The sequence below is a fragment of the Enhygromyxa salina genome (assembly GCF_002994615.1).
GTDB classification, from domain to species: Bacteria; Myxococcota_A; Polyangia; order Nannocystales; family Nannocystaceae; genus Plesiocystis; species Plesiocystis salina_A.
In genome coordinates, this window is record NZ_PVNK01000127.1 from 16,919 (window position 1) to 36,106 (window position 19,188).

The following is a 19,188-nucleotide window of genomic DNA, read 5'->3' on the forward strand; positions in this document are numbered from 1 at the left end:
GCCATGCCCACAGACCCCCCCGAGGCGAACGCTGGCGGGCCAGCTCGGCCTCGAGCCCCGGAGCGCGCCACCGACGCGACGGCCGGCCCGGGCCGCGGCCGCCTGTTCGTGCGCATCTACGCGACCTTCGTGGTCTCGGTCCTGGTCTTCGCCGCGCTCGCCGGGGCGCTGGTCTGGGCCGCGGCCTCCTCGTGGAGCGACGAGCGGGTGATGGAGCTCGTCGATCGCGCTCACGAGTCGGGCCCGGCCCTCGCCGAGGCCCTCCTCACCCGCGACGAGCCTGACCTGACCAAAGCCAAGGCCAAGCTCGAGCAGGATCTCGACGCCCAGGTGTTCGTGTTTCTGCGCGAGCGCGGCCGCCCGCTCGGCCCGGCCGATGAGGCGGCGCCCAACCCCCGCACGCGCAACCACCCGAACCTCAACAAGGCCGAGCGCCACCGACTGCGCCAGGGTCAGCCGGTCGTCCACGAGCGGGGCCTCGGCCCGCCGACGATCACCCTGCCGCTGTTCGAGCGGGGCTTCTTCATCGACGACGACGAGGACCAAAGCGAGGACTCCGAGCTCGGCGCCGAGGCTGGGCGCACCTACGAGCGCGCCCTCAACCGCGAGCGCGGGCGCTTCATCGCGATCGTGGCGATCAACCCCAGGCACAACCCCCGCCGCGGGCTGCTGGGCTTTGGCCTGTTGCTGCTGCTGGCCCTCGCTGGCGGGGCCTGGCCGCTGGCCCGCTCGCTGACCTCACGCCTGGCCAAGCTCGAGCGCAGCACCCGGGCGCTCGCGCGCGGCGAGCTGTCCCACCGCGCCGAGCTCGTCGACGAGCCCCGCGACGAGGTCGATCTGCTCGCCCTGTCCTTCAACGACATGGCCGATCGGCTCGAGACCCTGGTCACCGGTCAGCGCACCCTGCTCGCCAACGTGTCCCACGAGCTGCGCACGCCCATCGCCCGGACCAAGGTCCTCGTCGAGATCCTCGGCGGGCGGCTCGAGAACATCCGCGCGGCCGAACAGCGCGGCGAGCTCGTCGCGGCCGATGACCTCGCGCGGCTCGAGCGTGGCCTCGACGAGATGCAAGAGGATCTCGGCGAGGTCGAGACGCTGATCAAGGATCTGCTGACCTCCGGCCGCCTCGAGCTCGGCCGCGACGGCGGGCTCACGCTCGAGCGCATCGACCTCGCCGCGCTGTGCGAGGGCGCGGCCGCGCGCTTCGACGCCCGAGTCGAGTGCGAGCCAGACATCGCGCTGCACGTCGACTCCATGCTGATCGACCGCCTGCTCCGGAACCTCCTGGCCAACGCGCGCCGAGCCTGCCCCGCGGGCGAGCTGTGGATCCACGGCCGGCGCGAGGGCGACACGGTCGTGATCGAGGTCGAAGACGAGGGCCCGGGCATCCCCGCCGACAAGCGGACCCAGATCTTCGAGCCCTTCGCCCGCCTCGACTCGGCCCGGGCCCGCGATCAGGGCGGCGTCGGCCTCGGGCTGTATCTGTGTCGGCAGATCGCCAAGGCCCACGGCGGCAGCATTCGCGCCGAGGGCCGCCGCGATGGGGCCTCGGGAGCCCGCTTCGTGATCGTGCTCGCTCAATCCGAGAGTGAGTTCGGAAACTCGAGGTAGGTCTCGAGCAGCGCCATGATCAGCTCGCGCGGGTCACCGCCGGGATCGGGCGAGCTGAGGCGCCCGCGCTGGTGGAGGTCGAGCCGCAGCCGCGTGAGCGCCTCGTCGAGCGTGAGCCCTTCGCCGCGGGCGCGGGCGCCCATGACCTGGTCGCGCTGGGCCTCGGTCTCGAAGCAGCGCGCCTTCCACGACAGCGACACCCGGACGTCGGCCCGGGTCAGGCGCATCAGCTCGCGTTGGTTGTGGGTGACGATCCAGCGCTGCTCCTCGGCCGACCAGACCACCCGCACGCCGATCTCGAGCAGGGGTCGCTCGGACTCGTAGCGCCACTTCACCGGGGCGACCGCGTGGAACACCGAGTCGGTGTCGAGCACGACGCAGTGGTTGTCGTGGGTCGGGATCTCGCGCGGGTCGGCGCGCGGGCCGTCGGGCCAGTAGAAGAACGCGCCGCCGCTCGCGTCGCCGAACCAGCTCACCGCGGTCGCGATCGGGACGCGCTCGCGCTCGAACAGCCCCGAGTGATGCATGACGACCATCAACCACTCGGGCGCCTCGTCGCGGCTCAGCCCGCAAAACTCGGGCACGTCGGCGTGGACCCCCAGCTCCTGCCCGGGCAGCATCAAGTTGACGAACACCATCGCCGGCTCGACGACCGGGAGCCCGTAGAGCCGGGCCGCGGCCTCGCGCAGGCGGGCGCTGTAGAGGTAGGGCTCGACGCCCGACACCTCGACGCGCTCGCCGTAGGCGAAGGTCCCGCGGAAGAAATTCGTCCGGTCCGCGAGCTCGCGCAGATTGACCGGGCGGCCGGAGATTCCGCCGGTGCGCAGGTAGTGGCTGACGACGTCGTGGCGGTTGAGGAAGCCGGCGCCGAAGCCCTCGGCGACGGGCTGGCTGACGATCATGTCGTAGCCCGGGTAGCCGTCGAGGGCCGCCCGAACCACGGCGAGCTCCTCGCCGTCGAGGACGCGCTCGAACTCGAAGCTTCGTGCTGGATGCGTCACCCGCGAATGCTAGCAGCCCGGGGTGCTAGCAGCCCGTGGTGCTACCCTGCGCCCGTGCAACCCCACCAGCAGGCATTCGTCGAGCTCCTGGTCCGCTACGAGGTCATCCGCTTCGGCGAGTTCACGCTCAAGTCCGGGCGCAAATCGCCCTACTTCGTCAACGCCGGTCAGCTCCGCACGGGCCAGGCGATCGCCGGGCTCGGCCGGGCCTACGCGGCCGAGATCCAGCGGGCCGAGCTGGCCTGCGACCTCGTGTTTGGGCCAGCCTACAAGGGCGTGCCGCTGGCGGTCGCAACGGCGATCGGCCTGGCCGAGCAGGGCCTCGACGTCCCCTACGGCTTCGATCGCAAGGAGGCCAAGGATCACGGTGAAGGTGGCGTGTTCGTCGGGACCCCTCCGGCCCCGGGCATGAAGATCGTGCTCGTCGATGATGTGATCACCTCGGGCCGCTCGATCCGCGAGGCCGTCGAGCTGCTGCGCGCCGCGGGTCCGGACATCGAGGTCGGCGCGGCGATCGTCGCGGTCGATCGCCAAGAGCGAGGCCGCGGCGAGAAGACGACCCTGCGCGAGCTCCACGAGGAGCTCGGCGTCGACGTCCGGGCCATCGTCTCGATCCGCGAGATCGTCTCGTTCCTCCACGGGCGCGAGATCGACGGCGCGGTCGTGCTCGACGACGCGATGAAGGCAGCGATCGAGGCCTACCTGGCCGAGCACGCCGGGGCGGACGGATGAGCGCGTGGGTCAAGGGCGCGCTCGCAGCCGCGGTCTTCGGCTGCGCGCTCGGCTGCGCCGACGCCGATCCCCTCGACGCCGATCCCCTCGACGCCGAGCTGATCCGCGAGCTGTCGATGGGCCAGGGCTCCGCGACCGGCGACGCGCGCAGCGGCCCGTGGCAGTTCACGTTCGAGACCGAGTCCTGTGACTGTCCGAGCTTCGAGTTCGACGGCCAGACCCAAGATCTGTGCGCGCTCGCTGGCTACGTCGCCCTCGACCTCGAGCTCATCGAGGGCAGCGGCGTGCTGGCCATCCCGACCGGCCCCGGCGCAGAGGCGGGCGTGCTGACCGGCGCGATCGAGTCTGACGGGAGCTTTGACCTCGCCTCACGCCACGACGCGGCGACGGTCGCCGGCCCGCTGGAGTCGCTCCAGCGCATGGACGGCGAGTTTCGAGATGGCAACACCCGCGCAATGGGATGGGCCGGGCAGCGGCTGATCGGCGAGGCGGCAGGGAGTGCCGTCGACTGCCGCTGGATCGGGTCCTTCGACGCCGTCCCGAAATGAGCTCCCAACCCGGCGAATCAGCCTCCGGTAGGGCCATTCGCCGGCCACTGCCCTTTCGGCGCCATTTTGATAGATTGCTGAAATGGGTAAGGGAAAACTCGTCAATTTCATGACATTTTGCGCGCTCGCCATGGCCCCGGCCTGCGGTGACGACGGCAGCTCCGCGGGCAGCGGCGGCACGGACTCGGGCACCGACGAGACCGATGGCGATGAGCAGAGCTCGACCGAGTCCGGCGAGGCCGAGGCCGAGGGGGAGAGCGGCGACGGCGACGGAGACTCCGGTGATGGCGACGGCGACTCCGGTGATGGCGACGGCGACTCTGGTGATGGTGATGGCGACTCTGGTGATGGCGACGGCGACTCTGGCGACGGCGACGGCGACACCGGGGACGGCGACGGCGACACCGGGGACGGCGACGGCGACACCGGCGACGGTGACGGTGACACCGGGGACGGCGACGGCGACCCCGACCTGTGCGGGACCACGCTCTACTCCACGGTCCGCGACTTCCAAAGCGCCCACCCGGACTTCCAGAGCGCCGTCGGCGTCGACCCGGGCATCGTTCAGCAAGACTTGGGCATGGACCTCAAGCCCGTCTACAACGGCAACCCGAGCACGCCGACGACGACGACCGAGGCCAACTTCAACCAGTGGTACAACGACGTCGATGGCGTGAATCAGAACTTCGAGGTCCCGATCGAGCTGCAAGAGCTCCAGCCTGGGCTCTACGAGTACGCCAACAACATGTTCTTCCCGATCGACGATCAGGGCTGGGGCAACGAGGGCAACCCCCACAACTACCACTTCACCCTCGAGCTCCACACCAAGTTCCTGTACCAAGGCGGCGAGGTGTTCGGCTTCGAGGGCGACGACGACCTGTGGGTGTTCGTCAACGGCCAGCTCGGCATCGACCTCGGCGGCGTCCACGGGCCGCTCTCGGGCAACATCGACATGGACGCCCAGGCCGACGACCTCGGCCTCCAGATCGGTCAGGTCTACGACCTCGACTTCTTCTTCGCCGAGCGCCACACGACCCAGTCGAACTTCAAGATCACGACCACGATCGCGTGCTTCGACCCGCAGTGATCGCTGCGCGATGTCAGCGGGCGTGGGCGTGCAAGCGCCTACCCCCCTAACATCGCTGCCCTGCTGAGCGAGCCGCCGCTTGGCGTTTACGCTTCGCTCACCTCGTCAGCATGGTCGAGAGCCCGGACCCGGAGAATGCTCTGATCATGACCATCTCGAGCCTCATCGCCAACCGCCTCGTCACTGGACTCGGAGCCCTCGCCATCGTCGGCAGCCTCGCCGGCGGGACCGCGATCGCAGCCAAGCCCGCGCCCAAGAATGACAACCCCGTCCGCGAGCTTCGCCACGAGATGCGCGACCAGTCCAAGGCCGAGCGCGAGCAGACCAAGGAGCTCCGCAAGCAGCTCGCGGCCGAGTACGCCAAGGACAAGCCCAACGCGGCCAAGATGAAGCGGCTCCACAAGAAGGTCCAGGCCAAGCACGCGGCGGCCGAATCCCAGCGCTTCTCGGCCGTGCTCGACATCCACGACGAGCTCGACGCCAAGCAGCGCCAGCGCGTCGCCGAGCGCATGGCCGCCGAGGGCGAGCCCGGCAAGGACAAGGCCGGCAAGCGCGACAAGGACAAGGCCGGCAAGCGCGACAAGGACAAGGCCGGCAAGCGCGGCAAGGACAAGGCCGGCAAGCGCGACAAGGACAAGGCCGGCAAGCGCGACAAGGACAAGGACAGCAAGCACGCCAGGGCCGAGCGCAAGGGCAAGCCCGGCAAGGGCAAGGCGCACCGGCCCGGCAAGGGCAAGGAGCGCCGGCCCGCCTGATCAAGCTCGAGCGCCGCTCGAACACAGCGAACAGGCCGCGGGATCCCGCGGCCTGTTCGCGTTCGAGCGCAAGCTACTCGGCGGCCGGGACTGGGGCGATGCGCGGGACGCTGTAGGGGACGGGCGAGAGCGAGCTGCGGACCATCGTGACGTAGACCAGGTAGCGACCGTCGGCGGTGAAGCGAGGCAAGGTGTCGATCACCTCGTTGTTGCTCAGGTAGCGAGCGGGCCCGCCGTCGAGCGCGTTGACGGCGAGCTCACTGGGCAGCGCGCCGTCGACGGCCGCGTAGGCCAGCGCGCCCGCTCGGGTCGAGACCGTGAGCGCCTCCACGCTCCGGCCCGCGGTGTCGACGACCCGCGCCTCGAGGTCGTCGGGGGTCAGCGTGTGCAGGCCGCCCTCCCCGTCCGCGACCATCGCGTCCTCGAAGGTCTGCCACGCCTGCGCGCCGAGCTCGACGAGGATCAGCTCGGAGCCCGAGACCCCAGCGGCCCTGACCGCAAAGCGCGGCCCGTGCAGCTCGCCTACCTGAGGATCCTCGGTGGCGATCACGGCGGGGCTGACGAGCGCGAGCTCGTGCAGGGCCCGCCCCTGAGCGAAAAAATCCGTCGGGATCCGCAGGTGGGCCCCGGGCCGGCGGCGGTCGAGGACGTGGATCGCGTGCTCGGCCCGCGCGGTCGTGGTCTGCTGCTCGGGCGGCAGCGGCGTGCGCGACAAGAGGGCGAGCTGGACGTCGTCGATGAACACCAGCGCGCCGACCTCGGCCTCGGGCAGGCGCAAGAGCTCGAGCGCCGACCCGCCGTCCGAGGTCCCGACGCCCCGCTCGTCGATGCGGCCCTCGTCGACGCCCGACTCGGCGTCGAGCCAGACCGCGACCGTCGCCCCTTGCGGCTCGATGTCGACCACGCGCGCCGCGAGCGTTTGCTGCCCCTGGCCACCCGCCCGCGCTCGAAGTCGGGGCGCGAGCACCCCGACCGATCCCGACGCGGGCAAGCTCGCGTGCTCGCGCCACACGCAGCCGGGCCCCTCGACCTTGCGCCAGATCCGGGCCTCCCCCGCGAGCGTGGCGATCGCAAGCGCGCTGCCGTCGATCGCGGCCTCGATCCGCGGCTCTCGATCCATCTCGATCGAGCCGCCCGCGAGCGAGGCACAGCTGGCGAGCTCGAGCTCGCCCGTCTCGAACAAGCCGGCGACGGCGTCGGGCGACAAGTAGCCAAAGTGCATCGACTCGCCCACGCCCAGCGTCAAGGACCGGGCGTCGTCGCTGTAGACGTCGAGGGCGTGATGGACGACCAGGACCCCGCCGTCGGGGGTCGGCAGCGCAGACCCGGCTGCGAGCGGCCCGAGCAGCGTGCGGGCGTGGGGGTCCTCGCTGAGGGTCGCGTCGATCGAGGCCTGCGCGAACTCGATCGCGGCCGCGAAGGTCGTCGGCCGCTCGTACATCCAGCGCGCGACCTCGATCGCGTCTTCGTACTGCAGCTCCTCGACGGTCGGGCGCTCGTCATCCTCGCGCGCGCTCACGGCTGGCTGACGCAACACGGCCTGGATCGCGCCGTAGCCGGGGATGCGCAGGAGCGGATCGTCGCCGGGATCGTCGACGCTGAGGTGATGGGGGAAGGCCAGATCGCCGACGCTGAGCACGGCGTAGTCGCGGGCGTCGAGCTCGTCGATCGCGTCGAGGCTGGGCTCGAGCTCGAGGCCGTCGAAGTCGAGGGTGCTCGGGGCCTCGAACACGACGAAGCCAAACCCGCGCTCGTCGGCGAGCTCGAGGACCAGGGCCACGCCCTCGGCCTCGCTCTCGGGCAGCTCCGCGCGCGCGCTCGCCTCCCAGTCGGCGTAGCTGTCGACCTCGACCGCGAAGCCGCCGCGCTCGAGCACCGCGTAGTAGTCGATGTCGCCGGCTTGGGTCACGACCATCAGCCGCCGACGATCGTCCGGGGCCCCGATCCCGCGCTCGCGGGTGCCCGTCCACAGCGCCGCGCCGAGGCCGACGACCACGAGCAACGCCAGCAACCACAGCCGAGATCGGAAGCCTCGAACGAAGACCTCGACCTCGGTGTCGTCCGCGGACATCAAGCCCAGTTTACGGCGATTTGCGCCGGGCCGTTACCGCCGCGCGCAGACCGTTGGCGAACACCCGCAGACCGAGGCCGTGACCGGGGCTGTCGCCCGCGTCGGCCCGGGCGCGCCAGCGCGGGTGGTTCTCGGCGTACAGGAAGGCCTCGGGGTGAGGCATGAGCCCGAACACCCGCCCGCTGCGATCGCACAGCCCGGCCGCGCCGCCGGGCGAGCCGTTGGGGTTCGCGGGCCAGGCCTCGCTGACCGCGCCTTGCTCGTCGACGTAGCGCACGGGCACCCGGTGCTCGGCCTCGAGCTGCGCGCGGATCTCGTCGTCGGCGAGGACCAGCTTGCCCTCGCCGTGGCGGCTGGGGCTCTCGATGATGTCGAGGCCGCGGGTCCAGACGCAGGGGCTCTCGGGATCACAGCGCATCCGGACCCAGGCGTTGCGATAGCCGAGGCGATCGTTGCCGACGACCGAGGCCCGCTGGGGCGCGAGGCGATCCGCGGCGTCGGCCGCCAGCAGCGGGCCGGGCAGCAGCCCGAGCTTGACCATGACCTGAAAGCCGTTGCACATCCCGATCGCGAGGCCCCCGTCGGCGACGTAGCGAGCGAGGGCGTCGCCGAGGCGAAAGCGGAGGCGGTTGGCGAACACCCGCCCGCTCGCGACGTGGTCGCCGAACGAGAACCCGCCGATGAAGGCCAAGATCGCCACGCCCGCGAGGCGGCCGGGGTCGTCCAAGAGCTCGGCGACGTGGACCCGCTCGACCTCGGCCCCGAGCAGCTCGAACGCGGCGGAGGTCTCGGCCTCGCAGTTGAGGCCGTAGCCGGTCGGGACCATGACCCGGAGCTGCGCGAGCTCGCGCGGGTCGAGCTCGGGGATCAGGCGTGCGCGCACGGCTTCAGAGTCCATGAAGTCCCTCCTCGTAGCGCGCGCGCAGCTGCGCGTGCGTGAGCGACACCTGCGACCGAGCGCCGAGGCTGGCCGTGAGCGCGCCGCTGTCCGTGACCCGCCCGAGCGCGACCAGGCCGTGGGCGCCGAGCTCCTGCTCGAGCGCGGGCGCGTCGGCCTCGGTGCAGGTCAGCACGATGCGGCCCGTGCTCTCCGACAGCAGCGCCGCCGCAGCCGAGAGGCCGCCTGGACCGGCGAGGCCATCGAGCTCGAGCTCGAGCCCGAGCTCCGCGGCCAGGACCATGTGGCTGAGCGCCAGCGCCAGCCCCCCGCGACCGCAGACGTGGGCCGAGCGGACCCGCCCGGCGTCGCGCTGCTCGACGAAGGCCCGGTAGCGCGCCCAGCAGCGGTCGAGATCGGTGCGTGGGACGTCGGTCTGCGCCAGCGGCTCGGCGCCCGCGAGCATCCGCTCGAGCTCGCTTCCGCCGAGCTCGAGGGCCGTGTCGCCGAGCAGGTACACGCGATCGCCGACGGCCCGCGGCTCGAGGGTCAGGCTCCGTCCAACCGCGGTCATCTGGCCGATCACGCTGACCAGCAGCGTCGGCGGGATCGAGATCTTGACCCCGCCGAGGAAGGCGTCGTTCTTCATCGAGTCCTTGCCGCTGATCAAGGGCACACCGTAGGCCACGCAGGCCGCGTAGAGGCCCTCGCAGCAGCGGACCAGCTGGGCGAGCTTGTGGCGTCCGTCGGGGGTCTTGGCCGACTCGATCGGATCGGGCCAACAAAAATTGTCGAGCGCCGCGATCCGATCGACGCGGGCCCCGGCGCACAACACCCGCCGCACGCCCTCGTCGACGCAGGCCCGGGCCATCGCGTCGGTGTCGAGATCCGAGTACCAGGGGTGAATGCCCTCCGCGAGGACCACGCCCTCGTCGCGGGCGTGGCGGACCCGCATGACCGTGGCCGTGGCCGGGACGTCGCCGCGCAGGCCGATCAGCGGCTTGACGACGCTGAGGCCCTTGACCTCGTGATCGTAGGCCCGCGCGCGGTCGTCGTTGGCCGCGAGGTTGGGCCGCCCGAGCAGCGCGAGGATCGTCGCGTTGAGATCGAGGGCCGCGAGCCGCTCGCGCGCGGCCTCGGCCCCGCCCGCGGGGATGTCGGGCGGCTGCGGCGGATCCCAGCGGGCCTCGAGCGTCGGCAGCGGGACCCCCTCATGGAGGAACTCGAGCCCGAGCTCGCAGACCGCGGTCTCGCCGTAGCGGACCACGAAGCGGCCGTCGTCGGTGAACTCGCCGAGGACCGTCGCCTCGACCTCGCGGCGCTCGGCGAGGGCGAGGAAGGCGTCGAGCTGGGCGGGCGGGACCGCGAGGGTCATGCGCTCCTGGGCCTCGGAGATCAGGATCTCCCACGGCGCGAGCCCCGGGTACTTGAGCGGCGCGACGGCGAGATCGATGCGCGCGCCGCCGGTCGCCTCGGCCATCTCGCCGACCGAGCTCGACAGCCCGCCCGCGCCGTTGTCGGTCATGCCCGAGTAGAGCCCGCGATCGCGGGCCTCGGTCAAGAAGTCCCACATCATCCGCTGGGTGATCGGGTCACCGATCTGCACGGCCTGGACCGGAGAGCTCTCGTCGAGCTCGACGCTCGAGAAGGTCGCGCCGTGGATCCCGTCCTTGCCGATCCGCCCGCCGACCATCACGACCTTGTCGCCGACCTTCATCGGCTTGACGTGGGTCGGCCGCGGCGGACCCTCGCCGCCGGGCCCCGGGACGCTGACCGGCATCGCCGCGACCGTCCCGCAGTAGACCAGCGGCTTGCCAGCGTAGCGCGCGTCGAACAGCTCGAAGCCGCGGCTGTAGGGGATGCCCGACTGGTTGCCGCCGTCGATGACCCCGTGGTGGACCCCGTCGCGGATCCGACGGGGGTGCATGAGCCCCGGCGGGAGCTCCCCGTCCCAGCGCGGATCACCGAAGCAGTAGCCCCACACGTTGGTCAGCAGATCCGCGCCGAGCCCGGTCCCGAAGCTGTCGCGGTTGACCCCGACGATGCCCGTCATCGCCCCGCCATAGGGGTCGAGGGCCGAGGGGGAGTTGTGGGTCTCGACCTTGTAGACGAGGTGATCGGCCTCGGTGAAGCGGACGACCCCGGCGTTGTCGTGGAACACCGAGACCAGAAATTCGGCGTCGACCGGATCGCTGCCCGCCTCGCGCCGCTGCGCGGCCACGGCCTCGGTCGCCGCGCGCACGTAGCCGCGAAACAGGCCGCGCTCGACCACCCGCTCGACGCCCTCGGGATCGACGTAGCGGATCGGCGACGCGAAGATCTTGTGCTTGCAGTGCTCCGACCAGGTCTGGGCCAGGCACTCGACCTCGGCGTCGGTCGGATCGCGGCCGAGCGCCTCGAAGTGCGCCTGGATCGCGCGCATCTCCGCGAGCGACAGGGCGAGCATGCCCTCGCGCGAGATCGCCTCGAGCTCGGCGTCGCCCTGGCCACGCAGCGCGACCGTGCGGACCTCGACCGGCGCCGAGCTGCCCGCCTCCGGGACGCTACGATCGAGCGCGCGCGGGCTCGGCTCGAGCTTCATGCGCTCGATCAGCGAGTTGTGCAGCAGGTCCCGGGCCGCCCGCTCGATCGCCTCGGGCTCGAGCCCCCAGAACAGATAGAGGGTCGAGCTGTAGGCGCGGCCGACGAGCGCCCGGCCGACGCAGTCCGCGGCCGCGCGCGCGACCGAGCGGCCGACGGCGTCGGTGACCCCGGGCAAGAAGCCGACCGACAGCGCCCACGGTCGCTCGCCGTCGCGCTCGGGATCGTCGAGCATGCCGAGCGCCCCGATCTCGGCGACCGGGTCGACGAGCGCCGCGAGCACCCGCTCGGCCTCGGCGTCGTCGAGCCCGAGGTCGAGGTGGTAAACCTTGCGAGTACGCAGTGCCTGCGGGCGCAGGTCCAGCCAGGTCTCGAGACGTCGACGTGTCGCTTCGGCGAGTGGGTCTCCGAGTCCGGGTTGCGCCTCGATCTCGAGCCGATGGACGGTCACGGCGGATACCTCCCCCGTGGGCGAAGAGGTGTCAATGACCCCTCGAACAGACCGTCGCAGGCCACGCGGGGCGACCGCCCCACCGCGGCGCCGGGATCTCTCGCGCAATCACGAGCCGAGCGTGCGCTCCGACGACATGGATGCACCCATCCTCAGATCCCCGACCAGAGCCGCCAGGAGGCGCCCCGCGGCGTTCTCGTCGCCCGCCGTGGCGCCCTACCCCGGCTTCGATCACCTGTCTGGGATGGTCTGCGCGCGCTCCGGGGCGGTCTTTGCCCTTGACACCTTCGCAATGGCCCTGCACCATTTCCAGGACGGCTTCGGATTGCTTGGCTGCGCGGTAGCTCGGTCGAGAATCAGGGCGAGCGACTCAGCGGACCGGATACGAGACTACTAGGGTCCGCGCGGTTAGCCACAGCCCCTCCGATCCGCTGGATGTGCGTGGATCCCACGCACTGCCAGAGGCCAATTTTCTGGCAGAGGCCGAATTTCGCCGGCAGCTTCCCACTTTCGAGTTTTGGCCCACGTTCGACGCCGACCGCTGCGCGTGGTCGTGGCCCCGATCCTCATCATCACTCCGATGACAATCCAAAAACTGCATACAAACCGACCAGGGTGGTCAACGCGGCCATGAGGGCCCGAGCTACAAAGACCCGAGGGACCATGGCAATGACAGCTGATGTCCAGACCCTGCAAGCACACGATCTCGACGAGGAGCGTACCGCCGAGGTCGACGAGCAATGGCGCCAGTCGCTGCTCGTCGTGATGCGCCAAGTCATCAACTCCTTGCCCGACGAGACCTCGCTCGGCGAGTTCGTGGCGGCCACGCGTGCCAACCCGCACCTCGCACCAATGCTGGGCTACATGTCGGTCCAAGAGCTGATCGACATGGCGGTCGCGCGCCCGGCCCAGGTCTCTGCGCCCACGCCCACGCCCAAAAACGGCCGCCGTCGGCGCCCAGAGCCCGAGATCGAGTTCGACGAAGACGGCAACCCGCTGATGGAGCTGCCCGACGCCGGGCCCGCCGTGATCCGCCGCCGGGCCGACGTGCCCGACGGCGACTTTCGGATCCTCCGGACCCTGGCCGATGAAGGCTCGATGACCGAGGCGCCGCTGATCCGGGCGACCCGGCTCACCTCCGAGCAGCTCAAGTTGGTCCTCAGGCACCTGCGGACCAAGGGTTGGATCCACATCGAGGGCAGCGGCCAGAAGCGCAAGATCAAGATCACGCGCAACGGCTCCTCGCACCTGCGCAAGCTCGGCCGCAAGCGGCGCTGAGCGGCGCGGGCAGTCGCGCTGCCCCGCTCCCCAACTCTCTCCACCAAAGGGCCCCATCAAGGGCCCCACCAAGACCCCCACAAAAAGCTCCACAAAGAAAACGAGCCGGCCCTTCTGGGCCGGCTCGTCTGCGTAGGATCGGTCTTAGCCGATCACTTGGCCGATCACTTGGCCGATCACTTGGCCGATCACTTGGGCGGATCGACGACGGTCTGGATGATGCCCGTCAGGCAGCTGATCGCGGCCGAGAAGTCGGTGTCGCAGATCGACTCGATGCAGCAGCGGATCTGGTCGTCCTCGTTGAGGGCCTCGCAGACCTCCTTGACGCGGACTGGCGGGATGGCCTGACCGGTGAAGCCGCCCATGCCGTCTTCGCCCGTGCAGCCGGGTCCGACACCGAACTCGAACTCCTTGGTCGCGGCGTCGCTGTCGTCGTTGGGCAGGATGTCGCCCATCGGGTAGGCCCCGTCGATCCACTGGCGGTAGACGAGGTCCATGACACCGCCGGCCGTGGGCTCGAAGGGCGGGTCCTGGTTGTGGGCCGTGACCGGCGGGACCCCGAGGATCCCGAGCATGATGACCTCTTTGTTCTGCTTGGTGATCAGCTCGTCCTGAAGGTAGGTCAGGTAGCGGCTGAGCGGGTGGAGCACGCCGGTGTCGATCGAGCTGCAGTCGGCGTAGACGCCGTTGCCGTCGGGGGCGCCACAGTCGACGCCAGCGTTCCAGCACACGGCCGAGGTCGCCTGGGTCTTGGTCCCCGTGTCGGGGTTGATCTCCCAGTACGTGTTCTGCATCTGGTCGGTGAAGAACGCGTAGCCCGCGGGCGAGCGGACCGAGCAGTCGGCCTCGTCAGTGATGACCGCGATCGCGAGGATGGCGCCGTCTCGGAGGAAGGGCTTGTTGCCCTGGTTCCACTGCGCGCCGGGGTTGATCGCCTGGAGCATGCCCTCGAGCGGGGCCTCGTAGCCGCAGCCGTTGATGCCCTGGGGCCCAATGCAGCTCAGCGCGCCCTTGACGTTGTTGCCCGGGATGTTGGTGGTGTTGGCGTCCGCACCCTCGAAGTGGATGAAGGGATCGGCCGGGGCCACGGGCACCGGACAGCCGACGTTGCAGGCCTCCGGGAACTCGGGCGGGTTGGAGCCGAGGCCGGTGAAGTCGTCGATGCGGTCGATGCAGGCGACGTTCTGCGGCGCGCCCTGGGCCGGCTCGTAGCCCTCGGGCTGGAAGGGCGTGCACTGCGGGTGCCCGAGGTCGGTCGTCGTGACCATGATGTTGACGTTCGGGTTGAGGGGGTTGCCCTCGTTGTCCGTCAGCTCCTGGAGGCGATCGATCAGCAGCGGGAAGTTGGCCGACAGGTTGACCTGCTCCTCGCCCATCGTGCCCGAGTTGTCGATCACGAACAGGAGGTCGACGAGACCGCACTTGCCATCGCCCGAGGCGCACCCGGGCGCGCCACCTCCGCTGTCGGTGTCGTCCTCGAGGTCGAGGCAACCGCCGGGCGGGCAGCCGGTGTCATCGCCGTCTCCGTCCCCGGGATCGCCGTCGCCGTCGCCGTCGCCGTCGCCGTCCCCAAAGGTCATGTTGGTGCCGATCCCGTCACCGGTGTCCGACAGCGTCGTCAGGCTGGTCGTGTCGTCGCTGCCGGAGTCTCCGCAAGCCACAACGGTCCCAAGGGTTCCGGCGAGGCCGGAGAGAAGCATCAAATTGAAGGTCGTCCTACGCATGTTTCCTCCGCCAGCTAAGACGCCGCGGTCGCCCGAGATTACACGTTTTCCCGGGGGAAGTGGAAACCAAGCGTCAGTTTCCTGTGTCCACGCGACGCGCGATGCGCGACGCGCGGAACAACCTGGCTACTCGACGGAGAACACGTTCTGGATGACGTCGGTCAGGCAGCCCAGCGCAGGGCTGAAGTCGTCGTCGCAGACGGACTCGATGCAGCAGCGGATCTTGTCGTCGTAGTCGAGCGACTCGCAGACTTCCTTGACCCGGACCGGGGGGATCGCCTGGCCGGTGATCTCGCCCTCCATGTTCATGCCCGTGCAGCCCGGCCCGATGCCGAACGCCCACTGCTGATAGTCCGCGTCGATCCCGACCATCATGTCCTCTTCGAGGATGTCGCTGTCGCGCCACTGGCGGTAGACGAGATCGTGGACCCCGCCCTCGGTCGGCTCGTGCGGCGAGTTGGGGTTGTGAGCGGTGACCGGCGGGACGCCGAGGATGCCGAGCATCACGACCTCCTTGCCGAGGCCCTCGCGGACGTAGTGGTTGAGGAAGTCGGTGTAGCGCGAGACCGGCTGCATCAGGTCGTCGTCGTCGTCGGACGAGCAGTTGACGTAGACGCCGTTGGCGTCGGGGCCGTTGCAGGTGACCCCGGCCTTCCAGCAGATCGCCGAGCTCGGCAGCGGGTCGCCGTCGAGCTCCGCGAAGTAGTCGCTGTCGGTCATGATCGCGTAGTCCTTGACCGAGCAGTCGGCTTCGTCGGTGATGATCGCGACGGCCAACACGGCGCCCTCGCGCATGAAGGGCCGATCGACGCCGCCGTTGGGGCAGACCTCGGGGTCATCGGGCGCGCCGCAGTTCCACGACGCGAGCGGGTTGAGGGCCTGCATCATGGCCTCGAGCGGGGACTCGTAGCCGCAGCCGTCGATGCCCTGGGGGCCGATGCAGGCCAGCGCCTGGGCGACGGGGCTGTCGTCGATGCCGTCGTTGTTGATGTCGACGGGCTCGACGGGCGGGACGTTGTCGCCCTCATCGTCGAAGTGGATGATCAGATCGCCGTTGAGCGGCTCGATGCCCGGCGACTCGCACACCTCGGTGCAGGCCTCTTCGTAGACTGGCGGGTTGATCTGGGCGAGGCCCGTGAAGCGGTCGAGGCGCTTGCGGCAGGCCGTGGCCACGGGAGCGCCGGCCTCGGGCTCGTAGTTGGCGAAGGGCTTGCACAGCGGGTTCCCGTAGTCGGTGGTCGTGACCATGATGTTCACGTCCGCACCGCTCTCGACGCCCTCGGACTGCAGCGACTCGAGCTGCTGGACCAGCAGGGGGAAGTTGCGCGCGAGGTTGAGCTGCTCGGCGCCCATCGTGCCCGAGTTGTCGATCACGAACAGCAGGTCGACGAGGTTGCAGTTGCCCTCGGAGTCGCAGCCGACCTGCTCCTCTTCCTCGGGCAGATCGAGGCAGCCCGTGCTCGGCGGGCAGCCGTCTTCATCGCCGCCCTCGGCGGTCTCGCCGCTGTCGCCGTCGCCGTTGTCGTTGTTCGTCGGGCTGTCGTTGCTGCCGCTGTCGGGGTTGAGCGTCGCCGCGGTGTCGGTGTTCATGACGTCATCGCCGCAGCCGTGCATGAGGGCCAACACAGAGACCGAAGCCAAGACCAAGATGTAAGAGCGCTTCATGGATCGACCGTCGCGATCCCGAGGACCGCCAGGCAGGAGGTTATCAGACTGAGGTGCCGCGAAGGAGACATCCTCACGCGGGGAGAGCGCTACGCGGGCCTCACACGACCACGTTGACGAGCCGCCCGGGCACGTAGATGACGCGCTTGGGCGTCTTGTCTCCAACGAAGCGCGCGACCGCCTCGGACGCCATGGCCTGCTCGACGATCGCGTCCTTGGCCTGCTTGGGATCGAGGCTCGAAGGGATCTCGAGCTCGCCCCGCTTCTTGCCATTGACCTGGACGACGAGGGTCCAGGTGTCCTCGACGAGCAGCGCGGGGTCGGCCTCGGGCCAGGGCTCGTAGGTCAGCGACTCGCTGTGGCCGAGCGCGCGCCACAGCTCCTCGGCCAGATGGGGCGCAAATGGCGCGAGCAGCTGAGAGAAGCGAGCCGCGGCGTCACGGCCGATGCGCTCGTCGTCCTTCTCGATGTCGCGCACGAACACCATCAGCGAGCTGATCGCGGTGTTGAAGCTCATTCGCTCGATCCGCTCGCTGACCTCGGCGATCGTCCGGTGGAGCAGCCGTCGCTGGCGCTCGCTGCCCTCGCCCGCGGCGAGCTCGCGGGGGCGGTCGTCACCGTCCTTGGGCGAGTCGAAGAGCAGGCGGTAGGCCCGGGCGAGGAAGCGGGCGCAGCCGTTGACGCCCTCGGGCTGCCACGGCGCGCTGGCCTCGAGCGGACCCATGAACATCTCGTAGAGGCGCATCGTGTCGGCCCCGTACTGCGCGATCACGTCGTCGGGGTTGACGACGTTGCCGCGGCTCTTGGACATCTTGTCCCACTGGATCGTCAGGGGCTCGCGGGTGTCCTTGTGGACGTACTGGCCCTCGCCGATCTCCTCGATGTCGTCGGCGACGAAGATCCGCTTGGGCCCCTCGGCCTGGGTCTCGGGCACGTAGGTCGCGCCGAGGACCATGCCCTGGTTGATCAGCTTCTGAAACGGCTCGCGGGTCGACACGTGGCCGAGGTCGAACAGGACCTTGTGCCAGAACCGGGCGTAGAGCAGGTGCAAGACCGCGTGCTCGGCCCCGCCGATATAGAGGTCGACGGGCATCCAGTAGTTCTCGGCCTCGCTCGACCACGGCGCGTCGGCGTTGCGGGGGTCGCAAAAGCGCAGGTAGTACCAGCACGATCCGGCCCACTGGGGCATGGTGTTGGTCTCGCGCCGCGAGCCGTCGGGCAGCTCGACCCAGGCGGTGGCCTTGGCCAGCGGCGGCTCACCGCTGTCGGAGGGGTTGAAGTCGTCGACCTCGGGCAGCTCGACGGGCAGCGCGTCGACCCCGACCGAGGCGACCTCGGCCCCGCCGTCGGGGAGCGGCTTGTGAACCAGGGGGAAGGGCTCGCCCCAGTAGCGCTGACGCGAGAACAGCCAGTCGCGGAGCTTGTAGTTGACCCGGGCCTCGCCCTTGCCCTGCTCGGCCAGCCACGCGGTGATCTTGGCCTTGGCGTCGTCGCTTGCGAGGCCGTCGATCAGGCCCGAGTTGATCGCCACGCCGAGCTCGGAGTACGCGGCCTCCTCGACGTTGACCGCGGCGCCGTCGTTGGCCTCAGGCCCGGGCGCGACGACCTGGACGATCGGCAGGCCCATGGTCGTGGCGAAGGCGTGGTCGCGGACGTCGTGACCGGGCACGGCCATGATCGCGCCGGTCCCGTAGCCCATCAGCACGTAGTCGGCGATCCAGATCGGGATCGGCTGGTCGTTGACCGGGTTGATCGCGTGGGCGCCCGTGAACACCCCCGTCTTTTGGCCCTCGGCCGCGGCGGCCTGGCGGTCGCGCTCGGTCCGGTGCGCGGTCGCCTCGACGTAGGCGTTGACCGCCTCGCGCTGGGCGTCGACCGTGATCTGCCCGACCAGCGGGTGCTCGGGCGCGAGGACCATGTAGGTCGCGCCGAACAGGGTGTCGGGCCGGGTCGTGAACACGCGGAGCTGCTCGTCGTGGTTGGCGAGCTCGAACACGACCTCGGCGCCCTCGGACCGACCGATCCAGTGGCGCTGCATCTCGAGCACGCTCGTCGGCCAGTCGAGATCGTCGAGATCGTCGATCAGGCGCTGGGCGTACTTGGTGATCTTGAGCATCCACTGGCGCATCGGCACGCGGATGACCTCGTGACCGGCCTCGACCTGCTCGGCGACCTCCTCGTTGGCCAGGACCACGCGCAGATCCGGGCACCAGTTGACCGGCGCCTCGTGGAGGTAGGCGAGGCGGTGGGCGTCACGGTAGGCGCGCACGGCCCCGTCGCCTTCGGCCTCGACCTCGGCGGGGATCGGCAGCTCGCGGATCGGCCGCGCCCTGCCCTGCTCCTCGTCGTACCAGCTGCCCCAGATCTGCAAGAAGATCCACTGGGTCCACTTGTAGTACTCGGGGTCGGTGGTCGCGATCTCGCGCGACCAGTCGTAGGAGAAGCCCAGCATCGCGAGCTGGCGCTTGAAGTTGTCGATGCACTCGTAGGTGCGCTCGCGCGGGTGGGTGCCCGTCTTCATCGCGTAGCGCTCGGCCGGGAGCCCGAAGCTGTCCCAGCCCATCGGGTGGAGCACGTTGAACCCGCGCATCCGCTTGTAGCGGGCGACGATGTCGGTCGCGGTGTAGCCCTCGGGGTGGCCGACGTGGAGGCCGCTGCCGCTCGGGTAGGGGAACATGTCGAGCACGTAGTACTTGGGCTTGGCGAGATCGACCTCGGCTTTGAAGGTCTCGTGCTCGGCCCAAAATGCCTGCCAGCGGGGCTCAATCTTGGCGTGGTCGTAGGGCATGGGGGTGGAAAGCTACGGTG

At 70.1% G+C, this 19,188-nt stretch carries 13 protein-coding genes; 6 read left to right on the forward strand and 7 right to left on the reverse strand.

Going from position 1 to position 19,188, the window contains the following annotated elements; all coding sequences use genetic code 11:
* The first annotated feature begins 3 nt into the window (after nt 1–3).
* The gene (locus ENSA5_RS13080) at nt 4–1,611 is read left to right on the forward strand and encodes a sensor histidine kinase (protein ID WP_106391983.1); all 1,608 of its coding nucleotides are present in this window, start codon (nt 4–6) and stop codon (nt 1,609–1,611) included.
* Here the strand turns inward: ENSA5_RS13080 and ENSA5_RS13085 are convergent.
* Nucleotides 1,578–2,612, reverse strand: coding sequence for a hypothetical protein (locus ENSA5_RS13085; protein ID WP_106391984.1), 1,035 nt, complete (start codon nt 2,610–2,612; stop codon nt 1,578–1,580). The genes ENSA5_RS13080 and ENSA5_RS13085 overlap by 34 nt on opposite strands.
* A 54-nt stretch (nt 2,613–2,666) precedes the next feature.
* Between ENSA5_RS13085 and pyrE the strand changes: the two genes are divergently transcribed.
* The 4 genes from pyrE to ENSA5_RS13105 all read left to right on the forward strand — a co-directional run bounded on the left by pyrE (nt 2,667) and on the right by ENSA5_RS13105 (nt 5,734).
* Nucleotides 2,667–3,344: an orotate phosphoribosyltransferase gene (gene pyrE, locus ENSA5_RS13090; RefSeq protein ID WP_106391985.1), complete on the forward strand. Its 678-nt coding sequence runs from the start codon at nt 2,667–2,669 to the stop codon at nt 3,342–3,344.
* On the forward strand, nt 3,341–3,892 hold the full coding sequence (locus ENSA5_RS13095) for a hypothetical protein (RefSeq protein ID WP_106391986.1): 552 nt from the start codon (nt 3,341–3,343) through the stop codon (nt 3,890–3,892). Before pyrE ends, ENSA5_RS13095 begins: the two co-directional genes overlap by 4 nt.
* An 82-nt stretch (nt 3,893–3,974) precedes the next feature.
* Entirely contained in the window at nt 3,975–4,979 is a 1,005-nt protein-coding gene (locus tag ENSA5_RS13100; RefSeq protein ID WP_106391987.1) for a fibro-slime domain-containing protein, read from the forward strand.
* 146 nt (nt 4,980–5,125) lie between these two features.
* Nucleotides 5,126–5,734, forward strand: coding sequence for a hypothetical protein (locus ENSA5_RS13105; protein ID WP_146155641.1), 609 nt, complete (start codon nt 5,126–5,128; stop codon nt 5,732–5,734).
* Between the two features lie 73 nt (nt 5,735–5,807).
* Here the strand turns inward: ENSA5_RS13105 and ENSA5_RS13110 are convergent, their stop codons facing one another.
* The 3 genes from ENSA5_RS13110 to ENSA5_RS13120 are packed head-to-tail and all read right to left on the reverse strand — an operon-like array spanning nt 5,808 to nt 11,713.
* Complete coding sequence (locus tag ENSA5_RS13110; RefSeq protein ID WP_106391989.1) at nt 5,808–7,805, reverse strand: TolB-like translocation protein; 1,998 nt, start codon at nt 7,803–7,805, stop codon at nt 5,808–5,810.
* Between the two features lie 10 nt (nt 7,806–7,815).
* Nucleotides 7,816–8,703, reverse strand: coding sequence for a phosphoribosylformylglycinamidine synthase subunit PurQ (locus tag ENSA5_RS13115; protein ID WP_106391990.1), 888 nt, complete (start codon nt 8,701–8,703; stop codon nt 7,816–7,818).
* Nucleotides 8,693–11,713 (reverse strand): AIR synthase-related protein, encoded by a 3,021-nt coding sequence (locus ENSA5_RS13120; protein WP_106391991.1) that lies wholly within the window; start codon nt 11,711–11,713, stop codon nt 8,693–8,695. Before ENSA5_RS13120 ends, ENSA5_RS13115 begins: the two co-directional genes overlap by 11 nt.
* 663 nt (nt 11,714–12,376) lie before the next feature.
* Here ENSA5_RS13120 and ENSA5_RS13130 point away from each other — a divergent pair.
* Complete coding sequence (locus ENSA5_RS13130) at nt 12,377–12,991, forward strand: hypothetical protein (RefSeq protein WP_146155642.1); 615 nt, start codon at nt 12,377–12,379, stop codon at nt 12,989–12,991.
* Between the two features lie 188 nt (nt 12,992–13,179).
* On the opposite strand, the gene ENSA5_RS13135 is transcribed toward ENSA5_RS13130, so the two are convergent.
* The 3 genes from ENSA5_RS13135 to leuS all read right to left on the reverse strand — a co-directional run bounded on the left by ENSA5_RS13135 (nt 13,180) and on the right by leuS (nt 19,168).
* Nucleotides 13,180–14,691 (reverse strand): hypothetical protein, encoded by a 1,512-nt coding sequence (locus ENSA5_RS13135; protein ID WP_181197714.1) that lies wholly within the window; start codon nt 14,689–14,691, stop codon nt 13,180–13,182.
* Nucleotides 14,692–14,841: 150 nt separating this feature from the next.
* Nucleotides 14,842–16,380, reverse strand: a complete 1,539-nt coding sequence (locus ENSA5_RS13140; RefSeq protein ID WP_258182833.1) for a hypothetical protein — start codon at nt 16,378–16,380, stop codon at nt 14,842–14,844.
* Between the two features lie 100 nt (nt 16,381–16,480).
* Nucleotides 16,481–19,168, reverse strand: a complete 2,688-nt coding sequence (gene leuS, locus ENSA5_RS13145) for a leucine--tRNA ligase (protein WP_106391994.1) — start codon at nt 19,166–19,168, stop codon at nt 16,481–16,483.
* Between the last annotated feature and the right edge of the window lie 20 nt (nt 19,169–19,188).

Bases quoted from the DNA above. Each gene is read 5' to 3' on its own strand.
- ENSA5_RS13105 (WP_146155641.1), top strand. From the start codon at position 5,126: ATGACCATCTCGAGCCTCATCGCCAACCGCCTCGTCACTGGACTCGGA.
- ENSA5_RS13140 (WP_258182833.1), bottom strand. From the start codon at position 16,380: ATGAAGCGCTCTTACATCTTGGTCTTGGCTTCGGTCTCTGTGTTGGCC.
- ENSA5_RS13110 (WP_106391989.1), bottom strand. From the start codon at position 7,805: ATGTCCGCGGACGACACCGAGGTCGAGGTCTTCGTTCGAGGCTTCCGA.
- ENSA5_RS13130 (WP_146155642.1), top strand. From the start codon at position 12,377: ATGGCAATGACAGCTGATGTCCAGACCCTGCAAGCACACGATCTCGAC.
- ENSA5_RS13115 (WP_106391990.1), bottom strand. From the start codon at position 8,703: ATGGACTCTGAAGCCGTGCGCGCACGCCTGATCCCCGAGCTCGACCCG.
- ENSA5_RS13135 (WP_181197714.1), bottom strand. From the start codon at position 14,691: ATGCTTCTCTCCGGCCTCGCCGGAACCCTTGGGACCGTTGTGGCTTGC.
- ENSA5_RS13095 (WP_106391986.1), top strand. From the start codon at position 3,341: ATGAGCGCGTGGGTCAAGGGCGCGCTCGCAGCCGCGGTCTTCGGCTGC.
- leuS (WP_106391994.1), bottom strand. From the start codon at position 19,168: ATGCCCTACGACCACGCCAAGATTGAGCCCCGCTGGCAGGCATTTTGG.
- ENSA5_RS13100 (WP_106391987.1), top strand. From the start codon at position 3,975: ATGGGTAAGGGAAAACTCGTCAATTTCATGACATTTTGCGCGCTCGCC.
- ENSA5_RS13080 (WP_106391983.1), top strand. From the start codon at position 4: ATGCCCACAGACCCCCCCGAGGCGAACGCTGGCGGGCCAGCTCGGCCT.